The sequence below is a fragment of the Alteromonas alvinellae genome (genome assembly GCF_902705805.1).
This window is the reverse complement of the sequence record NZ_CACSIH010000159.1, coordinates 53,926-74,715: the sequence shown is the minus strand read 5'-3', so window position 1 is coordinate 74,715 and position 20,790 is coordinate 53,926. Positions and strand designations below refer to the sequence as shown.

Genomic DNA, 20,790 nt, shown 5'->3' with positions numbered 1-20,790 from the left:
AGGTGCGCTTTTTTTATGCCTGCGATTTAGAGCTTCGACACCGCCCCTCTGGGTTGGAGAGTATCAGAGGACACAGCACTCACTCCCTAATACAGAAATAACTTAAGGCCCGGCGGGTTCTATGTGGAAGCGGACAAACTTATTTCAAAATGACTAGGTTCGAGGCTAGCCTTAATCGCAAGTTGAGCTATGCTTAGGTATTGATAAATTTGAAACTTATCGTCATGCCTTTCTTCCGTCAGTGCGAAGTGGCAAACTCCATTTTAATGTTTTATCAAGGTTTTATAAGTAATGTCATTCGAGTCAGTTTTAAATGAATCGGAGTTCAGCACAATTGTTTTGGAAAATCGTAGTGCTTATGAGCAAGATTTATTAGGGTTTAACGAGTTACTTCAGGCTGACTATCTTTTTTTAGGCGTTAAAAAGGCGGATAAAATTTCCGTATTAGTAGGGCTCGCACACGACTCTCCAATTTCACAAATTGAATATGACCTGAAGGGTTCGCCTTGTGAAAGGGTCATGCAAACTGGGCCGTGTGGTTACAAGTCAGACATCTGCGAGCAGTTTCCCGATGATCAAACCCTTAGTGAGCTTAATGCGCAAGGTTACTTGGGTGCGGGCCTCTTTAACGAGAATAATCAAAATATTGGTGTACTCGTTGCTATTTTTAACACTCCCAAACAAGACATCAATGAGTGGTTACAGGTTTTCTCACTTCAGGCTAAGTTGTTTTCCACTCAGCTGCAGAAAGACTTTCTCGCAATAAAAACCGCGCATAACCTAAGCCTCATAGATGAAATAAGCCGTATGTCGAAAACAGGGTCATGGGAGTTTTATCCTGAAACTGAAAAGTTAATATGGTCATCAGAGACATACCGTATCTTCGGTTTACCAGTCGGTAGTGCCATAAACGTCCAAAAAGCCATCAACTCTTTCGCCCCGGGATATACTGAGGAGTTAACGTTCGCATTTGATAACCTCCGTAATCACCAAAAGCCCTATGACATTCAGTGCAAAATTATCGACTCGTCTGGCTCTATTCGATGGGTAAGGGCCTCTGGGAAAGCGGAGCTTTTTAAGAATGGCGCAGTTAAGCGTCTTTTCGGTGCATTTGAAGATATTACTGAATATAAAACCGCGCTTACTCTCAATGAAGAGCGAGCGATGAAAATTCAAAATATTTTGAATAATATCAATGATGCTGTATTTAGTATCGACGTCAAGGGCACAATCACACATTGTAACGACATTGCGCTTAAAACGTTTGGTTACACGCGAAGCGAGTTAATCGCTCAGTCTGTAGAGATTCTAATGCCAGAACCTTATGCGTCTAACCATGCTTTTTATATGCGCAATTATATGGAGACTGGGGTAGGTAAAATTATAGGAGTAGGTCGTCAGCTTCCAGCTAAGCGAAAAAACGGCGATATATTCCAGATGGAATTGTCATTGTCGGAGAGTTTTGACCAGGGTGAAAGGGGATTTATAGGTGTTATACGGGATATTAGTGAACGTATAGAAGCGCAGGATACCATTTATAACCTCGCTTATACTGACTCTGTTACCCGCCTTCGAAATCAGCAGTGGTTCCATCAACGCTTTAAAGACTTGATGTTACGCGCATCGTTGAAGCAAGAATATATTCATATTTTGTTGTTAGATATCGATAATATGGCGCAAATCAATACGCGTTTCGGCTTTGGTAACGGCAACTATGCTATAAGAAAGATTGCAGAGCAGTTGCTTTTCGTCATCGGACACGATTATGAAATTTTTAAATATGGCGGTGATAGTTTTGTCGTACTGTCTAAAAAAACCTACATAAAAGAAGACCTCCATAAATTTGATGCGAACTTAGTGGAAAGCGCACTCCTTAGTCCACGTCATTTCGATATTGTCATAAATAAAGTGAAATGCTCTCTTACTGCGTCACTTGGCAGTGCTATCTTTAATCCGCAAGGTCAAAGCATTGAGTCAATCATCAATGTAATCGAACAGGCTGTTAAAAGGGCAAAAAGGTCGGCACCTTTTGGTCTTTGCCATATTTCAGAGGATGGGTTTAAAGAGTTCGACCGTTATTTAGATATAAAATCTAAGCTTGAACAAGCGATAGAATGCGATGAATTATCAATAGTACTTCAGCCTCAAGTTACTCATGATGGAACGGTTTCTTCTTTCGAAGCGTTGGTGCGGTGGTACTCGAAAGAGTTAGGTCCAGTAAGCCCAAGTGAATTTATTCCTATTGCCGAAGAGAGCTACGCTATCTGCGAAATAGGTGACATAGTTTTAAGAAAAACGCTGAGCGTTATTAGTAACTTCGTGAAAAGCGGTTTAAATACCACTATTGCGATCAACATAAGCGCTAGACAAATAGTTGTGCCTGACTTTATAAATTCGCTACTTTCTCGCGTAAATCAATACGGCATTCCACCTCACATGTTAATGCTGGAATTAACAGAAACCGCTTTAGTGGTGGATATTGAGCTGGTTAAGGAAACCATGCTTGAACTCGCAAGATTCGGCTTTCGTTTTTCAATTGATGATTTCGGTACCGGATATTCCAGTCTTGCATACCTGAAAGTTCTCCCAATCAGTGAGCTTAAAATAGATAAGTACTTTGTGGACGACATAGGAAAAGACTTTGATGGAAAAGCGGCGCAGATTGTTGATGCAATTATTGAAATGGCCAAAGCACTGAATGTCACATGTATTGCAGAGGGTGTAGAGAGTGAAGAGCAGCTAAAATACCTAATAGGTAAAGGCTGTGAAAAATTTCAAGGCTATTACTTCTCAAGGCCTGAACCGGAAGCACATTGGGCGGGAATCAATGAAAACACAAAACTACCCTAAATTTAAAGAAAGTTTGCAATTATCCGCTATTGGCTAGCCAGTCTTGATCGTGTTCTAGGTTCTCTTTTTCACCTGAAAAAGCGGCTTTCTTGTAAGCTTTATAAGCTCCTTTTGTCATACTGTAACAATACCGAGTTATAATTTTTGAATTTAGTGCTGTGAGAGACTTTGATGATAACACGACGCCAGTTTTTAGTAGGCTCTTTGGCATTTGGTGGCCTAGCGACCAGTGCTTTTGGTAAGAAAATAAATTTGGCGTCTATGCCGATTAGTGAAGGCTATGGTGCACTAGTCGCCGACCCTCAAAAGCTGCTCGATTTACCTAAAGGCTTTAGCTATAAGGTTATATCAAGCCTTGGAAATAGCATGTCTGATGGTATGCATGTACCTGACAGAGCGGACGGTATGGGTTGTTTGCCTGTAGAAGGCAGTAGCGACAAAGTGGCGCTTATACGTAACCACGAACTGCACCCTAAACATTTAAGTGCTCAGCCACAGTCTATTCAAAAGCATACCAGCGAGTTGGCCTACGACAACTATCATAGTGGGGTTGCTTTACCAGGCGGCACCACAACCATGGTGTATAACCTTACCACCAAAACGGTAGAGCGAGAGTTTATCAGTCTTGTTGGAACGGTAAGAAACTGCTCGGGCGGCATTACGCCTTGGGGCACGTGGCTAACGTGTGAAGAGTCCGTAGACCGACCTCATGGCCCGAACGGTGATGTGGTAAACAAAGATCACGGCTACATTTTTGAAGTACCCGCAAACGCTGACTCACTCATTGAAGCTAAACCGCTTAAAGCAATGGGTCGTTTTAATCATGAAGCGGCATGTGTCGACCCCAAAACCGGTATTGTTTACCTGACTGAAGATCAGGGTGACAGCTTGCTATATCGCTTTGTACCTAACGAGTACGCTAACTTGGCAGCTGGCGGCCAGTTAGAAGCCCTGGTAGTAAAAAACAAACCTCAGTTCGATACACGTAATTGGTCTTCAAACACTATGCCTGTAGCAACGTGGTTCGACGTTGAGTGGATAGCATTAGACAACCCGGAAAGTCCGAACGATGACTTACGGGCTAGAGGGTACAAGAAAGGTGCGGCCTTATTCGCTCGCGGTGAAGGTATACATTGGGGTGAAGATGAGCTTTATTTTTGCTGTACTAATGGCGGCCAAAAGCAGCTCGGTCAAGTAATGAAACTTGTTCCTTCTGCTGATGGTAAACAAGACAAGCTTCAGCTATTTTTAGAAAGCGAAGACAAGAACTTATATAACTTCGGCGATAACTTAACCGTATGTCCAAACGGGCATCTATTGGTGTGCGAAGACCAATATACCGACATTGTTGATAATCACTTACGCGGTGTTACACCAAATGGAGAAGTGTATAACTTTGCAAAGCTCCATGCGCAAACTGAACTTGCCGGCGCGTGTTTCTCGCCTGACGGCAATACGCTTTTCGTGAATATTTACTCTCCAACGAAGACCTTAGCTATAACCGGGCCATGGCTTAAAGGCTAGAGATAAGAGGTTGGAGACCAGATATTACGGTTATCTAGAAGACTGGCGTCATTTATTCTTATTACTTTAAAATGGCGCCGTTATCCCCCCCAAGTGTGAACTGCAAATTTCTATCAACCATTCTTTCGTCGCGGATCATTTACTTACTTTCATACCTTTTCTCGATTAACTAGTATCTTTACAATCGAATAAATTAATTATTTGAATCGTTTTAACCCGTTTTAATAGTTTTGTTCAATTAATGATAATGCTCTCAACTTAAGAAGGAGAGCCAAATGAGCGCACTATTAAAAAAGCTAACAACGGCGAATAGCCACCGTGTTTCCTCCACAACTAATCAACCCATTCGAACGCAATGCAATTACGCTGATAACTATTATGGCGACCAAGTTTGCGTAGAAGTTAAAGCCCCTAAACCTCGTACCAACCTTCATGTGGGAGTACAACTGTGAGAACCTCAAAAATGCGGTTATCAATAACCACGAGCAACATGGTCAGCTACGTACGACTAGCACAGCGCGCGATGTGAACTACCAGCCAAGCCGTCGTCTTGATCTTAACGAAGACCCAGCATTTCGTTATTCAAGCAAGCCGCTTGCAGGTATGACGCAACAAATTCCGTTCTACAAAGAACAGAACTTCAAGCAAGCGGGTGAGTTTTTCAGAAACCTAACTAAAGAAGGCCAGAAGAACCTAATTAGTAACTTAGGCGGTGCACTGGCATCGGTGCCTGAAGAAGAAATCCGCGTCATTATTAGTGCTTATATGTACAACGCTGATAAAGACTACGGTGCAGGTGTAGCAAAATTAGCGAAAGCACCAATGTCTAAAGTTCGTCAAACGGCGAAAGACTTAATGGAACAGCAAGCTGCACGTGCCGCTAAAGCAAAGCAAGTTGCTGAAAGCCTAACCGCGCTAATGCAATAAACCCAAGCTACTAAAATCAGAAGTACTTAAGTCAGAAGTACTAAAAGGTGGGCTATTTATCGTTGGTAAATAGTCCACCCAATGCGTAGCTACCTAATCTCAAATATTACTTTCCACTTTTTGCGTCGATAAATAAAGAGGGCACAATGTCTATTTTTAAGCACTCACTACTATCAACACTGTTCGTTATTGTCACTCTATTCAGCTTCGATGCCAGTGCTGTGACACAAGTAACTAGCGCGGCGGACAAACCTGCGCAATCAGCTTCGCTATCTATGGAAGCACTAAAAGTGCGGTATTTCGACGCAGCTAGAGAAGGCGACAGCACCATGTTGCAAGCCTTTTATAACGCTGGGCTAGATGTAAACGTCGCAGATGAAAAAGGCTATACAGCACTTATTCTTGCGGCGTACCACGGTCACACTGACACCGTGAACTTTCTTATTGAGCAGGCGAAGGTAAACCCGTGTCAAGAAGACAACCGCGGGAATACTGCACTTATGGGCGCTATATTTAAAGGTCATGTCAGTGTGGCAAAGCAGCTGGTTTTTGCCGATTGCGATATAGACGAAGAAAACGCAAATGGGCAAACGGCCCTAATGTTTGCAAGCCTCTTCGATAGACAAGAGATTGTAAGCAGCCTAATAGAAAAAGGCGCAAATCCCAAGCATGTAGATAAAGCTGGTAACTCAGTGGCAGATATAGCCTTGTCGCAAGGCAATTACGCGCTGGCTGAGGCACTGAACAAAGATAATAAGTAGCTTACCTCACCGGCTTTTAGTTGCTGCGCTCACGTCTATCGCGTTAATTCTGGTATTGATCAAGAGTTTTGCGACATTCCACCGAGCTTTTGTTAACTTTCTTTTATCGCTGTAAGCGTCAGTATCAAATGATTGATACGAGAAAGTTAGGGTTTGCATAGTTAAAATCACTCGCAGAATTGGCGAATGAAATGGTCGAGTCGAAAAGAGATATTGAGGCGCGGCTCGCCAGCGTAGAAGCCGAGTTGGCCAATAAGAAAGTCTCATAGCTTTCATTTAAAAGCTAAAAGTAAGTAGATTTTCTAAAGCGGCCGACTCACTATTGCATTAACAAGGTATAAGCCAAGGTAGAAGCAAAGATGAAGTTTAACCGCTTAGGAAATAGCGACCTACAGGTGTCAGACATCTGTTTAGGAACAATGACATGGGGCATTCAAAACACTCAGCAAGATGCAGATGAACAAATAGCTTACGCCCTTGATAAAGGCGTTAACTTTTTAGATACCGCGGAAATGTATCCCGTTCCTCCCAATGTCGATACGTACGGTGATACAGAGCGCATTATCGGCAATTGGATCTCGCGAAATGAAGCAAAGCGCTCTGATATTGTATTAATGACTAAAATCGCCGGCAGTGGCTTAAAATACATTCGCAATGCAGGGCCCATTACAGCTGACGCTATCGCAAACGCACTCACCTATTCATTAGAGCGCTTAAAGACCGATTATATCGACGTTTACCAGCTACATTGGCCAAACAGAGTAACACCACATTTCGGTAAGCATTGGCCGGATGGTGCTGATCCAACCAAAACCAGTCGAGAGAAAGAACTGGATGGTATGCGTGATATCCTTTTAGGCATTAAGCGCGCGTTGGATGAAGGGAAAATTAGACACTGGGGGCTGTCAGATGACACGCCTTGGGGCATTCACGCCTTTCTTACACTTTGCAAAGAGCTGGATATGCCGCTACCTGTTTCTATTCAAAATGAATTCAGTTTGCTCCATGCGAAAGACTGGCCATATTTAATCGAAATGTGTGAGCTAGAGAATATTGCGTATTTACCGTGGTCGCCGTTAGCAACGGGTATGTTAAGTGGTAAGTATCAGGATGGAGCCAGACCGGAAGGTAGTCGTTGGACACTAGCTCAGCGCATGGGGTTATTTAGAGATAAAGCGCCAGCGCAGGCAGCTACAGCTGAATATATGAAGATTGCAGAAAACGTAGGAATAACACCTTCGCAGCTCGCGTTGGCGTGGTGTAAGCGAGTGCCTGGTGTTACCTCAACAATTATTGGTGCTACCACTGTGCCTCAACTTAAAGAAAATATAGACGCGTTTGATATTTCACTTTCGAAGGAAACATTAGACGACATTCACGGTGTACTAAGGCAGTATCCTTTAGGCTTCTAAGCGAATTTTTTTCTTCCTAAGATTGGCGGGGTAGCACTTCACTCCCCGTCATTTTTGTGTAATACGCACGTCATATTATGAGCTTTTCAAGTATGAAGTTGTGCGTATTATGTCAATGATTGACCCTCAACTAGCCAAGAACAGTGTGCTAGAAAAAGCACATAGCTGGCGTAAGTGGCTTCTTTTAGCCTTGTTAGTCTATGTGATGTTATTAGCTGTCAGCATGATCGGCAGCGGATTCAAATTTGCTACTGGCGACCACGCGAAATCTCTTTTTAGTTTTGCTTCTAATCCTGTCATGGGATTGATTATTGGTATGGTGTGTACCGCACTTATTCAGTCTTCAAGTACGGTTACCTCTATTATTGTCGGAATGGTAGCGGGTGGTTTACCCATAACTATCGCTATACCCATGATGATGGGCGCCAACATTGGGACCAGTATTACCAACACCTTGGTGAGCCTTGGTCATGTTGCAAAAAAAGATGAGTTTCAACGAGCCTTCAATGCGGCCACTATTCATGACTTCTTCAATGTGCTGTCGGTACTAATTTTCTTACCTCTTGAAATGGCGTTTGGTATTTTGGAGTTCTTAAGTGCCCAATTGGTTGCGCTTATCCATACAGGTGAAGCCATCGGTGTGTCTGGTGTTAATCCTATTAAAGCGATGACGCAACCGGTAACAGACATAGTTACACAAGCATTCTCCTTTTTACCTTCTATTTATCCGGGCGTAGCGAAAATAATTCTTGGTATCGGCCTTATTATGTTTTCAATTACCTACATGGGTAAAATTATGAAATCACTTATGGTAGGCAAGGCAAAGGCGTTATTGCATACCAGCATAGGAAAAGGGCCACTCTCTGGAATAACGTCGGGTGCTGTGATGACAGTGCTAGTGCAATCCTCGTCAACCACCACATCGCTCATGGTTCCTTTGGTTGGCAGTGGAATTTTAAAAGCTAAGGATATCTATCCGTTCACATTGGGCGCGAATATAGGCACATGTATCACTGCGCTTATCGCTGCGTTAGGTGTAGTGGGGGTTAATAGCGGATTTGCACTACAAATAGCGCTTGTGCACCTGATTTATAACGTTCTGGGCGTTACGCTTATTTACGGGCTGCCTTTATTGCGCAATATTCCGCTCAATTTGTCTTATAAATTATCAGTGATAGCGGCAGAGCGGAAAATGTACGGCGCAGCTTATATCGGTGGCTTATTCTTTATTGTGCCTTTGGGTATTATCTTCACCACTATGTAGCTAACGTAGCGCGCCATTCTATTTTCTGTATGCACAAAAAAACGGCGCTGATGAGCTCAGTGCCGTTTTTCTTTTTTAAGTTAGTGCATGTATTAGAATGCGTATTTTGCTGAAACTTGGAAGCGGTTCATGTCGCCTTCAAGGCCGGCTTCAATTTCACGCTTTGCGAAAGCGTATTCAGCGCCAACGGTTAGCGCTTTAGTTGGCGAGTACAAGTAGTTTACACGTGTGCTATAAGTGCTTTCAGTGGTAGCTAAACCCGTTAATGATACGTCATTGTCTGCTTCAAACGCCGAGAACATGATGCTACTGCGCGCTTTTTCGCTCCACTTGTGACGATACGCAACGCCGTAACCTGTTGAGTCTATGGCTTCAAGGTCGCCGCTTTCGGTAAGTACTGCACCATTAACTGCGTTTAGCGCAGAGTATCTGCCTAAACCTTTACCCGTGTTGAACGTGAAGCGAATATCGTCGCCATTAGACAAATTGTATTTACCGGTTACCGATACACCAAAGCTGGTTTCGTCCGCATCAATGCCAGCGGCATTATCGTAAGACAACTGTCTTAATAAGCCCGCTACTTTTACATAACCCCAGTCATACTTTGACGTATAGGCAGCTACAAAGTCTGGAACGCTGCTGTCGTCACTCGTAATTCGGCTACCACCGCCAAATGGCGTAATGGTTGATTCTGGGTTTTCAAGCGCAAGCTGTAGGCCGCCGTTGGTATATCTCACCATAACTTGACGGGCAAAGGTGATGCCGTCAGTGGTACCAATAAAATCAAGTGATTCTGGTAATGAACCTACGTCCATAAAGGTCGTCCATGTTTGGCCCACCAACCAATTCTTGTAAGTTAAGTACGCGTGGCGTACTCGCGGAGTGTAGGAGTTACTGATTCGCTCATCACCGCCGCTAGTTACAAGGAAGTCGAGTTCGAATACACCGTTAATTGTGTCGCCTTCAGCCGTAGGCGTTGACGTTGCAAAGCGGAATCGTGACGTTCTGATATGCGCGTCAAATTGTGGATCTTCGTCAACGCCACCAACAGGTGTTAGTGAAGGAATATAGAAATCGCGACCTACGCTACCTGATGCAATGGTGCCATCTGAGTAGTCACTAACCATAGCGTCGACTTTAATGTAGCCTGTGAATTTCACACTTGTGTCGCCGATTGTTGCTGCTTGTGCTGCACCTGTAGATGCTGCCAGGCACAGCGCTACTGCTGTAGCCGTATTTTTTATTTTAGCTTTCATCGTGTCTGTTCCAAAAAAGTGGTTAAATAAATGTAAATTCAACGTTAACATTGCTGATTGTGTACTTATTATCTCAAATTTAAATAAGCCGATGGTCGCATAAGACTATAGTCGTAATGCTTTTAGTCTAACTTTTTAACTAGCACCTTAGTTGTAGGCTGCTAAGACCAAAGTCTCATTTTGCTTTGCGGGTGAATAGCTAGAGTGTTTCACCATACAACAAGAATTTTACATTATTGATATTGGAGGCAATCTTTATGACCGCCAGCAAAACTTATCCTGTGCCTGAGAACATTCTTCAGTCTACACATCTAACCGCATCTCAATATGATGAGATGTATAAGCAATCTGTAGAGCAACCTGAAGCGTTCTGGGCTGAGCACGCATCCATGCTTGAGTGGTATCAAAAGCCCACCAAAATTAAAAACACAATGTTTGGTGAAAACGATGTGTCTATTAAGTGGTTTGAAGATGGTGAGTTAAATGCCAGCTATAACTGTATTGACCGCCATCTAGCTGATAATGCTACAAAAGTTGCCTTTCACTGGGAAGGTGACTCACCAGAAGATAGCCAAGATATCACGTATCAACAAGTGCACTATGAAGTTTGTAAATTAGCGAATGCACTTAAAGAAATGGGCGTAGCAAAAGGTGATCGTGTTGCGATTTACATGCCGATGGTACCTGAGGCTGCCTACGCCATGCTAGCGTGTGCCCGAATTGGTGCAGTGCACTCGGTGATTTTCGGTGGATTTTCACCTAACGCTATTGCCGATCGTATCAACGACAGCAACGCCAAAGTCGTGATTACTGCTGATGAAGGCCGTCGTGCTGGAAGAAGTATTCCACTGAAAGCGAATGTGGATAAAGCACTGGCTGGTGATGCGTGTCCGTCTATTACTCATGTTTTAGTTCATAAGCTAACAGGAGGAGACGTAGACTGGAATGCTAAGCACGATGTGTGGTGGCATGACGCTGTTGATGGCGTGTCAGCGCAGTGTGAACCAGAGGTAATGAACGCGGAAGACCCACTGTTTATCCTTTATACATCAGGCTCTACTGGAACGCCAAAAGGTGTAGTACACACCACGGGCGGGTATCTCTTATATTCTGCGATGACCTTTAAATATGCTTTTGATTACAAAGAAGACGATGTTTATTGGTGTACCGCTGATGTAGGCTGGATCACAGGCCACAGCTACATGGTTTATGGCCCAATGGTGAACGCCGCATCACAAGTGTTCTTTGAAGGCGTACCAACTTATCCAGACGTTAAACGTATTGCTCAAGTAGTAGAAAAATACAAAGTAAATAGTTTATATACTGCACCAACTGCTATCCGCGCATTAATGGCGCACGGAGATATTCCAGCTGAAGGGTGTGATGTCTCATCGCTTCGCCTTTTGGGGACAGTAGGTGAGCCTATTAATCCTGAAGCATGGGAATGGTACCACCGCGTAATTGGTATGAGCCGTTGTCCTATTATCGATACATGGTGGCAGACAGAAACAGGTGGACACATGATCCTGCCTTTGCCTGGCGCTACGGAGTTAAAGCCTGGCTCAGCGACTCGCCCATTCTTCGGGATTCAGCCAGCGCTATTTGATGCTGACGGTAATGAGCTTGAAGGGGCAGCAGAAGGTAATCTTGTTATTAAAGACAGCTGGCCGAGCCAAGCTCGAACGGTTTATGGCGATCATCAGCGCTTTATCAACACCTACTTTAGCGCATACAAAGGTGTGTACTTCACCGGTGATGGTGCTCGTTGCGATGAAGATGGCTTTTACTGGATCACTGGTCGTGTAGATGACGTGCTAAACGTTTCTGGACACCGTTTGGGCACCGCTGAAATCGAAAGCGCACTTGTTGCCCATCCTAAAGTAGCTGAGGCTGCCGTTGTTGGCTTCCCACATGATATCAAAGGGCAGGGTATCTACGTTTACGTAACACCAAATGAAGGGGTTGAAGCAAATGAAGCCCTTACTAAAGAGCTTAAGGCGTGGGTGCGTCAAGAGCTAAGCCCGATTGCTACACCTGATATGATCCAATGGTCTCGTGGATTACCTAAAACCCGCTCTGGTAAAATTATGCGCCGTATTTTGCGTAAAATTGCCGCCAATGAGCATGAGCAATTAGGTGACACATCAACGTTGGCGGATCCATCGGTTGTTGATACACTGATAGAGGAACGTCTAAATAAGTAGAAACTAAGGATATAGACAATGATAACCCTTCTAATCGCTGATGATCATCCGCTGTATCGCGATGCACTAAGAGGCGCGTTGTCGTTGTCACTTCCAGCCTTAACCCTCAAAGAGGCGGGAGACCTTAACACTACAGTCGATATTCTCAACAATGAGGATATCGACTTATTGTTGCTTGATTTGCACATGCCGGGTAGCAATGATTTGTTTGGCTTGCTGCATATTCGAAAACTCTTTCCCGAACTTCCTGTTGCCGTAGTCTCTGGCACAGAAGACACCACACTTATTTCAAAGATTATTAGCGTGGGCGCGCTAGGGTTCATCCCCAAAACTGCCAGTGCGCAAGATATTGCAAACGCCGTAGAAGCAATTCTGGATGGCGATGTATGGCTGCCTGATAACTTAAGTGAAGACGTTGATGAGGTGAATGAAGAGTTCTCTGAATTAGCGGACAAAGTTGCCTCGCTAACGCCTTCGCAATACAAAGTGCTTTGTTACATGCGAGACGGCTTGCTGAACAAGCAAATTGGCTTTAATTTAGATATCGCAGAGGCCACGGTTAAAGCGCATGTTACTGCTATCTTTAAAAAGTTGGGCATAAACAACCGCACACAAGCGGTACTTATTGCTTCACAACTTGAGCTGGAGCCGCCGGTTCAGTAGCGTCGAACTTAAGCACGGCTTCTGAGGTAGCAAATTCCGGTAAGAACTTTTCCAATGCCAAGCGGCTTTGTTCACTTAGCAAAGGATTGTCAATTTCAATAACCGTTCGCCCTTCGGTAAGTGCCATACCTTCTCTAAAGTTATCGTGAGCTAACAGTAGCTCCTGAAACTTACCCGTTTCGAAGAGCCTTAACAGACCCTCAGCTATCCGCCCTGCTAATGCCTGATTGTCGCTTCCTACAAAGAAAAAGATGGGGCTTGGGTATGAAATGATAAGGTGATCGTCGATAGTCAGACCGCGTGAGAGCGCCTTGTCAGCGAGTTCTTCTTTAATTTCCATAACACTTCTTGGAAACATATCAGCGAAGCCTTCCGAAACAATGCGAAATGACGCCCGGTAGGTCGTTTCCAACACCGGGATATCGTTTGCGCGAAATATCTTCGTATCGGGCCAGTCGTAGCCCAAAACAGCTCGATATGCTCGTAACGCGTTTAATGACTTTACTTCTTTAAGTCGTGTATCGCCTTCTCTGACCAGCAGTGCACGCTTACCAAATAGACCCGCCATAATGGGAATGCGAATGGGCAGGAACTGACGTTCACGCTCTGTCGAGGTAACGCTCCACGTCACGTCTAGCATGTGGTGTTCAAGGCTGCGTAGTTGACGCTCTTGCGCCGTTTCTTGGTCGCTGACAATCAGTTCAAAAGAGCCGTATTGAGGTTCAGTAACGCGCAGTGATTCTGTGAGAAGACGTTTAGCGTAGGCGTATACGGCGTCTCGCCCAGGGTGAATATTTGGCAGGCGGAGAACGGTGTGAGGTAAGTCAGTACTTACCTCGTTTGTGTTTTGCTGCTGAGCATTAGCACTCAATAGTGTAAATACACTCAACAGCAGAGAGGCAACACTTAGGGCTTTTTTCGTAACGTCCATATTTTGTATTTCATGCACTAAACGCATGCCTTACTGCAAGTTGCCGCAGGTTTTAACGCTGAATATCCATTGGCAAACTTGTATTGCTAGTCTTTTCCCGTCAGCAAAAAGTCGTGCTCGGGGTCTACAATAAATTGACCCCTCATCGCTTCTCTTCCGAGCAGCATCAAATAGGTCATTTCAGAGCGGTCCGTTAGGGTTAACTGAATATCCCACTGGTACCCGTCCATTATTATAGGCGTAATTATAACATAGCGCTTCTCAAGTGTAGCCGTTGAGCTTTTTACGCGTTTTTGTCCTTCAACGCGCGCTTCTCGGCGCACCACACGCTCAACATTGTGAATGTCTGGGTGAATATCAAATTTAATCCATAGTTCACCGTCTTGTTCGAACTCTTCAATATTGTCTACATGAAGCGAAGAAGTCGCTGCTCCGGTATCCACACGCACGTTTAAATCGGAGATAGCAAGTTTAGGTAAATCGCACAGTTCTACCGCACCAACAATTTTCTTATTGTTCATCAGTTTTTCTACCAATGTTAAAGAACAGGCCCCTGTTCTGGTGGTAATAAATTGTCTTGTAATAGTTCTACATGTTCCGCAACAGTATCAGGCTCTGAGAAGTATGCAATGTGGTAAACGGCTTCACCTTCTTGGGTAAGCGGAATGTTTTGTTTACCAATAACAACCCCTTCAGCTGGGCTCTCAAGGCTGTCTAAATAGTTGCCAAACGGATCGGCAATAAAAGCCAGTTTATCACCTTTTTCTACGTGGTCACCAAGCTGAGCCAAGTGAGTCACAAAACCGCTCTCAGGCGCGCGAACCCACCCACTTTGCCTTGCAATAAAGCGCTCAATACTATGGCCTTTGCTTCTACTTTTATTCAGCATTCCTAAGTGGCGCATGGTATTAATAATGCCTCTTACGCCCGCTCGAATAGAAAATTCGTCGTATCGCAATGCCTGGCCTGCTTCGTAAAGTAAAATTTTAACGCCACTTTCACTGGCAGATTCTCGCAAAGAACCATCGCGTAATTCAGCATTGAGCAGCACAGGTACGCCGAATGCCTTGGCCATTTCTAGTACTTCTGGGTCGTCTAGGTCTGCGCGAATTTGCGGTAAATTACTGCGATGTATAGCCCCAGTATGAAGATCAATGCCTACGTCGCACTTACTCACCACCTCTTTGAAAAACAAGTTGGCTAACCTACCGGCAAGCGAACCTTTTTTACTGCCGGGAAAACTGCGGTTTAAATCTCGTCTGTCGGGTAAATAACGAGATTGATTGAGCACGCCATATACATTAACCATTGGTACAGCTATCAAGGTGCCTCTTAAGCGTTCAATAGCCTTTGAGCGGATAAGTCGCCCAACAATTTCAATACCATTTAACTCGTCACCATGAATGGCAGCGCTAACGAACATAACAGGTCCAGGCCGCTTTCCTCGTTTTACATAAACGGGAATGCTCATATTGGTGGCCGTGTAGAGCGGCGGCATTTCTAGCTCAATCTTTTTTGTTTCGCCAGGAGCAATACTTTCACCCCCAATTTTTAAAACATCATTTACCACTAACGTTTTCCTATAATTACGTTATTGCATAGGTTAAAAGGGTTAGCCTTTTCCACGGGTTTTCGTTTTATGCGGCTCGGCACTCTTTTCAATGAACTCAATAATCATGCTGGCAACGTCTTTGTTAGTTGCTTTCTCGATACCTTCTAAGCCCGGCGAAGAGTTTACTTCCATTACAACAGGGCCGTTGTTCGAACGAAGAATATCCACGCCACAACAATTTAGTCCCATCGTTTTAGCCGCATCTACCGCTGTTTTGCGTTCCGCTGGACTTAGGCGAACTAAACTTGCCTGACCGCCACGGTGAAGGTTAGAGCGGAATTCCCCAGGTGCTGCTTGGCGCTTCATCGCTGCTACAACTTTTCCACCTACCACAAAGCAACGAATATCTGCACCGCCCGCTTCTTTAATGAACTCTTGCACTAAAATACTGGCGTTAAGACCCATAAAGGCTTCAATGATCGACTCTGCCGCTTTTTGCGTGTCTGCCAATACCACGCCAATACCTTGCGTGCCTTCAAGTAACTTAATAACCACTGGGGCGCCGCCAACCGTCTTAATAACATCGTCGATTTTGTCAGGGTGGTGTGCGAAGCCTGTTCTCGGCATACCGATGCCTTTACGTGATAAAAGCTGCAACGAACGCAATTTATCTCGAGAACGGCTGATAGCAACCGACTCGTTAAGGCTGTATGTGCCCATCATTTCAAATTGGCGAACGACTGATGTGCCGTAAAAGCTAACAGACGCACCTATTCGAGGGATCACTGCATCATAGTAAGGCAGTTTTTTACCATTATAGCGAACAGACGGTCGCGCGCTCGTGATATCCATGTAACAGTGCATAGTGTCGATAACGTCAACTTGATGCCCGCGAGCCTGCCCAGCTTCGACTAAGCGTGAAGTAGAGTAAAGACGAGGATTTCTAGAAAGAATTGCAATGCGCATTATAAAAAAGCCTGTAGTTTGTGTTTTATTTTGTCGTTTTATCGACCAATCTACTACCACGTTAGAACGTGATTATTAATTAGACAAGTCATTTTTGCGCGCATACTAATAGAAGTGATAGGGAGTGTCTTACGAATAATTCTTGTTGTGTCGATTGCTTTTAATGCATGAACTTGTCTGTTATTCACGTTAGCATTAGCGCGCGTCGGCCTTTTTAACGTAAAATCAGAATTTAAGGTCAGTCTGCTTAACGAAAAAATGTAAGGATTTGGGTTAATGAATGAGTGGTGGCATGGTTTTTTGGCGTGGTTAACTCAGTACCAGTCAAACGTCGTGTTCAGTGGTTTAGTTCTGCTTATCTATTTGGCAATGTCGCGGAAATTACTGCCAAAATTAGAAACGAATATCGTAAAGTCAAAACTTAAATCTAACAGCGCCTTGAAAGGGCTTTTTGCTGCGCGTGTGATCGTCGCTACGGTCTCGCTTTCCCTGCTTTTGCTGGCTTGGGGCATTGATTTTTCGGGCTTACTTGTACTTTCTACGTCTATCATAACGGTGACTGGGGTAGCGCTATTTGCAAGCTGGTCGCTTATTAGTAACATCACTGCGTACTTTATTTTATTGACCAATGTAGCCTATCGTCGCGGCAACTACGTGCGTATTCTTGATGGAGACAACTATATCGAGGGAGTAATTGCTGATGTTGGGCCATTTAGCACGCGCTTACTGACCGCCGACCGCGAAACTTTAATGTACCCTAACAATTTGATTCTTACTCGCCCAGTGCTACTCAATCCGAAAGAAAAGTGGGGCGCAATGGGCAAAGTCGTCGCAAAGTCGAGTGTAGAAACGCCGGTGGTTAAGACAGAAGAAGCCAAACCACATGACGAGTTATTGTAAGCGCGTCTTCATTAAACGTTTTTCGCTTCTCTTATATAGCGGGTCATACTTTGAAGTAGCGCACGAAGCTTCGCTGGTTTTAGCGGCTTGGCTAGAAAGTTAACGCCTTGTGCTTTGCATTGTGTAACTAAGCTCTCATCTGGTGTTGCTGTTATCAGCGCTGCCGGCACTACGATGTTTAATCGATGCCTTATTTCTTCAATCAGCGCCAGCCCGTTTTTCTCGCTATCGTGGCTTAGCTGATAATCCATTAGTAAAATTTGAGGCTGGATAACCTCACAGACCTTCAGTGCATCATCCCAGTTATTCGCTAAGAAAACGTTCACTCTCCATTTTTGTAACAAGGTTTGCATGGCGTCCAAATTTTCCCGTTGGTCGTCCACACAGAGTACATTCATTCCAGTAAATGTAGTGCTGCGAGGTTTTGCAATAACATTAGATACCAGTTTGGGCTCAGCTTTGGTAAGCGAAAATGAAAAACAGCTTCCCTTTCCAACTTTCGAGTTAACGCTAATATCACTGTTTAACTGCAAACTTAAGCGGCGCACAACACCCAAGCCTAGACCTAAGCCATGCTCTTTACTTTCGTTCGCACGGAAAAAGTCGCCGAATATGCTGTCTTTTTTATCATTTGATATACCAATACCTGTGTCGATAACCTTGAAATAGACGGTTTCTTTCACCGGTTTTACGACAAATAAAACTCGACCCATTTCCGTGTACTTCACAGCATTTGATAGCAAATTCTGAGTTATTCGGTATAAATACGTTTTGTCAGCTTTAACCCAGCAAGGGCGAATTATGGCTTTGAAGGCCAGTCCTTTCTCGCGGGCTCGCATGGCCATTTCATCAACAAGCGGAGAGAGTAAGACGCGAACATCGATAGATTCAATGTCGGGCTTCATTTCACCTTGATCTAAACGCGCGATATCTAACAAGGTGCCGATAAGGGTTTCACTCGACGTGACGCTATGGCCAAGCTTTTGAATAATAGCTTGGGCCTGATCAGAGAGTTCCTGCTCTTCCAACGCACTTACATAGAGCTTAGCTGCATTAAGTGGCTGCAGTACGTCATGACTGGCAAGGGCTAAGAAACGAGTTTTACTGGCGTTGGCGTCTTCTGCGGCTTTTCGTGCCCTTATCAATTCTTTCTCGGCCTCTGAGCGGCGTTCTATTTCAAGGCGAAGCTCTGCGTTAATGGAGTGCACTTCTTCGGTGCGTTTCTTAATACGGGCTTCTAGATCAATATTCGATTCTTCTAACGCTTGCTGAATTTCCACGTGCCCGGTGATGTCGTTGAAGCTTGTTACAAAACCGCCGCCAGGTAGCGGATTACCTACCATTTCAATGACCCGACCATCTTTGCGCTGACGAGTAAAGCGATGGGGCATACCGGATCGCAAGTGCGCCAAACGTTTTTCTACTTCAGCATCGACATCGTGAGTTCCAAACTCGCCTTGCGACGCGTTGTATCGAATGAGCTTTTCAATGGGCGTGCCGACAGCAAGTAAGTTGTCTGGGTAGGGATAGAGGTTGGCGTAGCGTTTATTCCAAGCGACCAAATTCAAATGTTTATCTACCACGCTAATTCCCTGATCCATGTTTTCAAGCGAGGTTAATAGCGCCGTCATATTAAATTGCATCGCCTGCGTGGTATCGTCGAAGAAGTTAATGACCTCCGTAAAATCCATTTTTTTACCGCGCAGCGCACTGTCTAGTAATACCTTCGCGCTCGATGCTCCAATTACACCACCGAGAGCCCGTTCACAAAAGGATAAAAAAGACTCATCAGGCGTATCAGTATGATTTAGCTGGCAATTATTTAACTGCTGATATTGAGTAAGAAGTTGATCGCAGCGGCCTGTTCCCATAAAGGTTGAAAGCAGGGTGATAAGGTCAGACACGGTGACATTAGTCGCTTGTGATTTAACCGTATTAGTACCAGATATAGCGGGTGAAACAAACGCTTCTGCTTGCATTCTATCAATGAGGCGCTGGGGTGCAAAGTGGGAAAATAGAATGTAGACAAGGCTATTTGCTGCCAAGCTAATCATGGCGCCTTGACTAATAAGCTCGTTCTGTTCCATCTGAGACACTTGTTCACTCACAATGGGAAGCACTAACCACAGCACCCAGATAACAAGCCCTACCATTAGGCCTGCGTAGACACCATGGGCGTGAGCGCGTTTCCAATAAAGGCCGCCAACAATGGCAGGCATTAGCTGTATTACAAGAGAAAACGCAATAAGACCAATAGAGTGAAGAGACCGACTGCTGGTCATTTGCTGGTGGTATAAAAAGGCCATTAATAAAATGAAGGCAATAACGATACGGCGGATAAGGCGGATTCTTTTCGACACGTCTTTTTTATCATCAGTATTGCCGGAAAATGCAAGAATACGCGGCAATATCACGTCATTAGTAAGCATGGTACTTAGCGTTAACGTGGCGACAATAATCATAGCGGTGGCCGCAGAAAGCCCTCCCACAAAAACTATGACCTGAAGCAATGCTGACTCAGAAAACATAGCGAGTGATAAAACGTACGAATCGGGCTCAATGCCTTGGCCTGCAAAAATGGCTTTACCCGCAATAGCGATAACAGGAATAACAGCAGAAATAATGGTGAGGTACAGCGGAAACAGCCAGCGCGCTGTGCGTAAATGGCCTAAGCTCAAGTTATCAATAATGGCTACATGAAACTGACGAGGTAAGCAAACAATGGCTGCCGCAGCCATAATCGTTTGTGCGATGAAGCTGAATGAGCCAAATTGAGCAAGTGCTACCTCATTCGTGAAGCTCTCAAAGAATGCCCCTGATTGCGTGCGTTTCCAAGCGCTATAGCCGACAATGGCGACTAACACTAAGGCAAGTAGCTTAATGGTTGACTCAAAGGCTATGGCTAGCATTAGACCACGTCTGTATTCTGTAACGTCGGTTTGGCGTGTACCAAAATAGATCGCAAAAACAGCGATAAAGCCCGTGGCTGCAATGATAATTCCATTACTGTTGGGTTGCTGAGTTAACAGTTGAAAGGTTGCGCCAACCGCTTTTAATTGGAGCGCGATATAGGGGATGGTGGCGAGTAATGCAATCAGGGTTACTACCAGGGCAACGGTTTGTCGCTTTCCGTAACGAGAGGCAATAAAGTCGGAGATGGTAGTAATATGCTGCTTTTTACTGACTAATGTCAGCTTATAAATAAATTTGTATCCCAGCACATACACTAGGATAGGGCCAAGCATAATTGGCAGATAAATCCATGTATCTCTGCTTGCTTGCCCCACCATGCCAAAAAACGTCCAAGCAGTACAATAGATTGCCAGGGCCAATGAATAAATGGCGGGATGGGAAGTTAATGCTCTTGCTGTAGGCGAATTCTTCTCTCCCCAACTTGCCAGTGAAAACAGCAAAAAGAGGTACAAGACTGCAAGTGTTACCCAACCAAAAACCATAATCTTCCTTTAACCTAGTTTTAACAACTGTGCCGATATTATAATCATTTCGACCATGGTCTACCTACGACCATGGTCTCATTTTGAAATTCACACCTCAGGTCTAGAGTAGTAGCTGACCTCCT

General features: G+C 44.5%; 15 protein-coding genes and 1 pseudogene. 10 read left to right on the top strand and 6 right to left on the bottom strand.

Going from position 1 to position 20,790, the window contains the following annotated elements:
- The first annotated feature begins 291 nt into the window (after positions 1 to 291).
- The 7 genes and pseudogenes from ACX5KA_RS12105 (at position 292) to ACX5KA_RS12075 (ending at position 8,738) form a co-directional block, all read left to right on the top strand.
- A complete protein-coding gene (locus ACX5KA_RS12105; RefSeq protein ID WP_458731251.1) occupies positions 292 to 2,850 on the top strand; it encodes a sensor domain-containing protein in 2,559 nt (852 codons plus the stop codon).
- 171 nt (positions 2,851 to 3,021) lie between these two features.
- On the top strand, positions 3,022 to 4,374 hold the full coding sequence (locus tag ACX5KA_RS12100) for an alkaline phosphatase PhoX (protein ID WP_458731250.1): 1,353 nt from the start codon (positions 3,022 to 3,024) through the stop codon (positions 4,372 to 4,374).
- A gap of 275 nt (positions 4,375 to 4,649) precedes the next feature.
- Positions 4,650 to 4,826, top strand: coding sequence for a hypothetical protein (locus tag ACX5KA_RS12095; RefSeq protein WP_155279885.1), 177 nt, complete (start codon positions 4,650 to 4,652; stop codon positions 4,824 to 4,826).
- 7 nt (positions 4,827 to 4,833) lie between these two features.
- Positions 4,834 to 5,301, top strand: a pseudogene (locus ACX5KA_RS12090) (catalase-related domain-containing protein); the annotation flags it as partial.
- 146 nt (positions 5,302 to 5,447) lie between these two features.
- Complete coding sequence (locus tag ACX5KA_RS12085; protein WP_283626056.1) at positions 5,448 to 6,062, top strand: ankyrin repeat domain-containing protein; 615 nt, start codon at positions 5,448 to 5,450, stop codon at positions 6,060 to 6,062.
- Positions 6,063 to 6,421: 359 nt separating this feature from the next.
- Positions 6,422 to 7,474, top strand: a complete 1,053-nt coding sequence (locus tag ACX5KA_RS12080) for an aldo/keto reductase (protein ID WP_458731249.1) — start codon at positions 6,422 to 6,424, stop codon at positions 7,472 to 7,474.
- Positions 7,475 to 7,583: 109 nt separating this feature from the next.
- Complete coding sequence (locus tag ACX5KA_RS12075) at positions 7,584 to 8,738, top strand: Na/Pi symporter (RefSeq protein WP_458731248.1); 1,155 nt, start codon at positions 7,584 to 7,586, stop codon at positions 8,736 to 8,738.
- A 92-nt stretch (positions 8,739 to 8,830) separates the two neighbouring features.
- On the opposite strand, the gene ACX5KA_RS12070 is transcribed toward ACX5KA_RS12075, so the two are convergent.
- Entirely contained in the window at positions 8,831 to 9,994 is a 1,164-nt protein-coding gene (locus ACX5KA_RS12070; protein ID WP_043961024.1) for a DcaP family trimeric outer membrane transporter, read from the bottom strand.
- 257 nt (positions 9,995 to 10,251) lie between these two features.
- On the opposite strand from ACX5KA_RS12070, the gene acs reads away from it, so the two are divergent.
- Both acs and ACX5KA_RS12060 read left to right on the top strand, forming a co-directional pair.
- Positions 10,252 to 12,198: an acetate--CoA ligase gene (acs, locus tag ACX5KA_RS12065; protein WP_049586975.1), complete on the top strand. Its 1,947-nt coding sequence runs from the start codon at positions 10,252 to 10,254 to the stop codon at positions 12,196 to 12,198.
- 18 nt (positions 12,199 to 12,216) lie between these two features.
- Positions 12,217 to 12,861: a response regulator transcription factor gene (locus tag ACX5KA_RS12060; protein ID WP_014950824.1), complete on the top strand. Its 645-nt coding sequence runs from the start codon at positions 12,217 to 12,219 to the stop codon at positions 12,859 to 12,861.
- On the opposite strand, the gene ACX5KA_RS12055 is transcribed toward ACX5KA_RS12060, so the two are convergent.
- From ACX5KA_RS12055 to rimK, 4 genes are read right to left on the bottom strand one after another with little or no spacing between them, the layout of a single operon-like run.
- The gene (locus ACX5KA_RS12055; RefSeq protein ID WP_283630738.1) at positions 12,821 to 13,819 is read right to left on the bottom strand and encodes an amino acid ABC transporter substrate-binding protein; all 999 of its coding nucleotides are present in this window, start codon (positions 13,817 to 13,819) and stop codon (positions 12,821 to 12,823) included. The genes ACX5KA_RS12060 and ACX5KA_RS12055 overlap by 41 nt on opposite strands.
- Positions 13,820 to 13,878: 59 nt before the next feature.
- Positions 13,879 to 14,313: an ATP-dependent zinc protease family protein gene (locus tag ACX5KA_RS12050; protein ID WP_458731247.1), complete on the bottom strand. Its 435-nt coding sequence runs from the start codon at positions 14,311 to 14,313 to the stop codon at positions 13,879 to 13,881.
- Between the two features lie 17 nt (positions 14,314 to 14,330).
- Positions 14,331 to 15,362, bottom strand: coding sequence for a succinylglutamate desuccinylase/aspartoacylase family protein (locus ACX5KA_RS12045; RefSeq protein WP_458731246.1), 1,032 nt, complete (start codon positions 15,360 to 15,362; stop codon positions 14,331 to 14,333).
- Between the two features lie 42 nt (positions 15,363 to 15,404).
- Complete coding sequence (gene rimK / locus ACX5KA_RS12040; protein ID WP_039216404.1) at positions 15,405 to 16,310, bottom strand: 30S ribosomal protein S6--L-glutamate ligase; 906 nt, start codon at positions 16,308 to 16,310, stop codon at positions 15,405 to 15,407.
- A gap of 276 nt (positions 16,311 to 16,586) precedes the next feature.
- Here rimK and ACX5KA_RS12035 point away from each other — a divergent pair, with 276 nt between their 5' ends.
- Positions 16,587 to 17,210, top strand: coding sequence for a mechanosensitive ion channel domain-containing protein (locus ACX5KA_RS12035; RefSeq protein ID WP_458731245.1), 624 nt, complete (start codon positions 16,587 to 16,589; stop codon positions 17,208 to 17,210).
- An 11-nt stretch (positions 17,211 to 17,221) separates the two neighbouring features.
- On the opposite strand, the gene ACX5KA_RS12030 is transcribed toward ACX5KA_RS12035, so the two are convergent.
- Positions 17,222 to 20,665 (bottom strand): PAS domain-containing hybrid sensor histidine kinase/response regulator, encoded by a 3,444-nt coding sequence (locus ACX5KA_RS12030; protein ID WP_458731244.1) that lies wholly within the window; start codon positions 20,663 to 20,665, stop codon positions 17,222 to 17,224.
- Positions 20,666 to 20,790: the final 125 nt, after the last annotated feature.

What these genes read in the sequence shown, in the direction of transcription:
- ACX5KA_RS12085 (WP_283626056.1), top strand. Translation starts at nt 5,448, where the DNA reads ATGTCTATTTTTAAGCACTCACTACTATCAACACTGTTCGTTATTGTC.
- ACX5KA_RS12080 (WP_458731249.1), top strand. Translation starts at nt 6,422, where the DNA reads ATGAAGTTTAACCGCTTAGGAAATAGCGACCTACAGGTGTCAGACATC.
- ACX5KA_RS12060 (WP_014950824.1), top strand. Translation starts at nt 12,217, where the DNA reads ATGATAACCCTTCTAATCGCTGATGATCATCCGCTGTATCGCGATGCA.
- ACX5KA_RS12075 (WP_458731248.1), top strand. Translation starts at nt 7,584, where the DNA reads ATGTCAATGATTGACCCTCAACTAGCCAAGAACAGTGTGCTAGAAAAA.
- acs (WP_049586975.1), top strand. Translation starts at nt 10,252, where the DNA reads ATGACCGCCAGCAAAACTTATCCTGTGCCTGAGAACATTCTTCAGTCT.
- ACX5KA_RS12050 (WP_458731247.1), bottom strand. Translation starts at nt 14,313, where the DNA reads ATGAACAATAAGAAAATTGTTGGTGCGGTAGAACTGTGCGATTTACCT.
- ACX5KA_RS12055 (WP_283630738.1), bottom strand. Translation starts at nt 13,819, where the DNA reads ATGCGTTTAGTGCATGAAATACAAAATATGGACGTTACGAAAAAAGCC.
- ACX5KA_RS12095 (WP_155279885.1), top strand. Translation starts at nt 4,650, where the DNA reads ATGAGCGCACTATTAAAAAAGCTAACAACGGCGAATAGCCACCGTGTT.
- ACX5KA_RS12070 (WP_043961024.1), bottom strand. Translation starts at nt 9,994, where the DNA reads ATGAAAGCTAAAATAAAAAATACGGCTACAGCAGTAGCGCTGTGCCTG.
- ACX5KA_RS12035 (WP_458731245.1), top strand. Translation starts at nt 16,587, where the DNA reads ATGAATGAGTGGTGGCATGGTTTTTTGGCGTGGTTAACTCAGTACCAG.
- ACX5KA_RS12100 (WP_458731250.1), top strand. Translation starts at nt 3,022, where the DNA reads ATGATAACACGACGCCAGTTTTTAGTAGGCTCTTTGGCATTTGGTGGC.
- ACX5KA_RS12030 (WP_458731244.1), bottom strand. Translation starts at nt 20,665, where the DNA reads ATGGTTTTTGGTTGGGTAACACTTGCAGTCTTGTACCTCTTTTTGCTG.
- rimK (WP_039216404.1), bottom strand. Translation starts at nt 16,310, where the DNA reads ATGCGCATTGCAATTCTTTCTAGAAATCCTCGTCTTTACTCTACTTCA.
- ACX5KA_RS12105 (WP_458731251.1), top strand. Translation starts at nt 292, where the DNA reads ATGTCATTCGAGTCAGTTTTAAATGAATCGGAGTTCAGCACAATTGTT.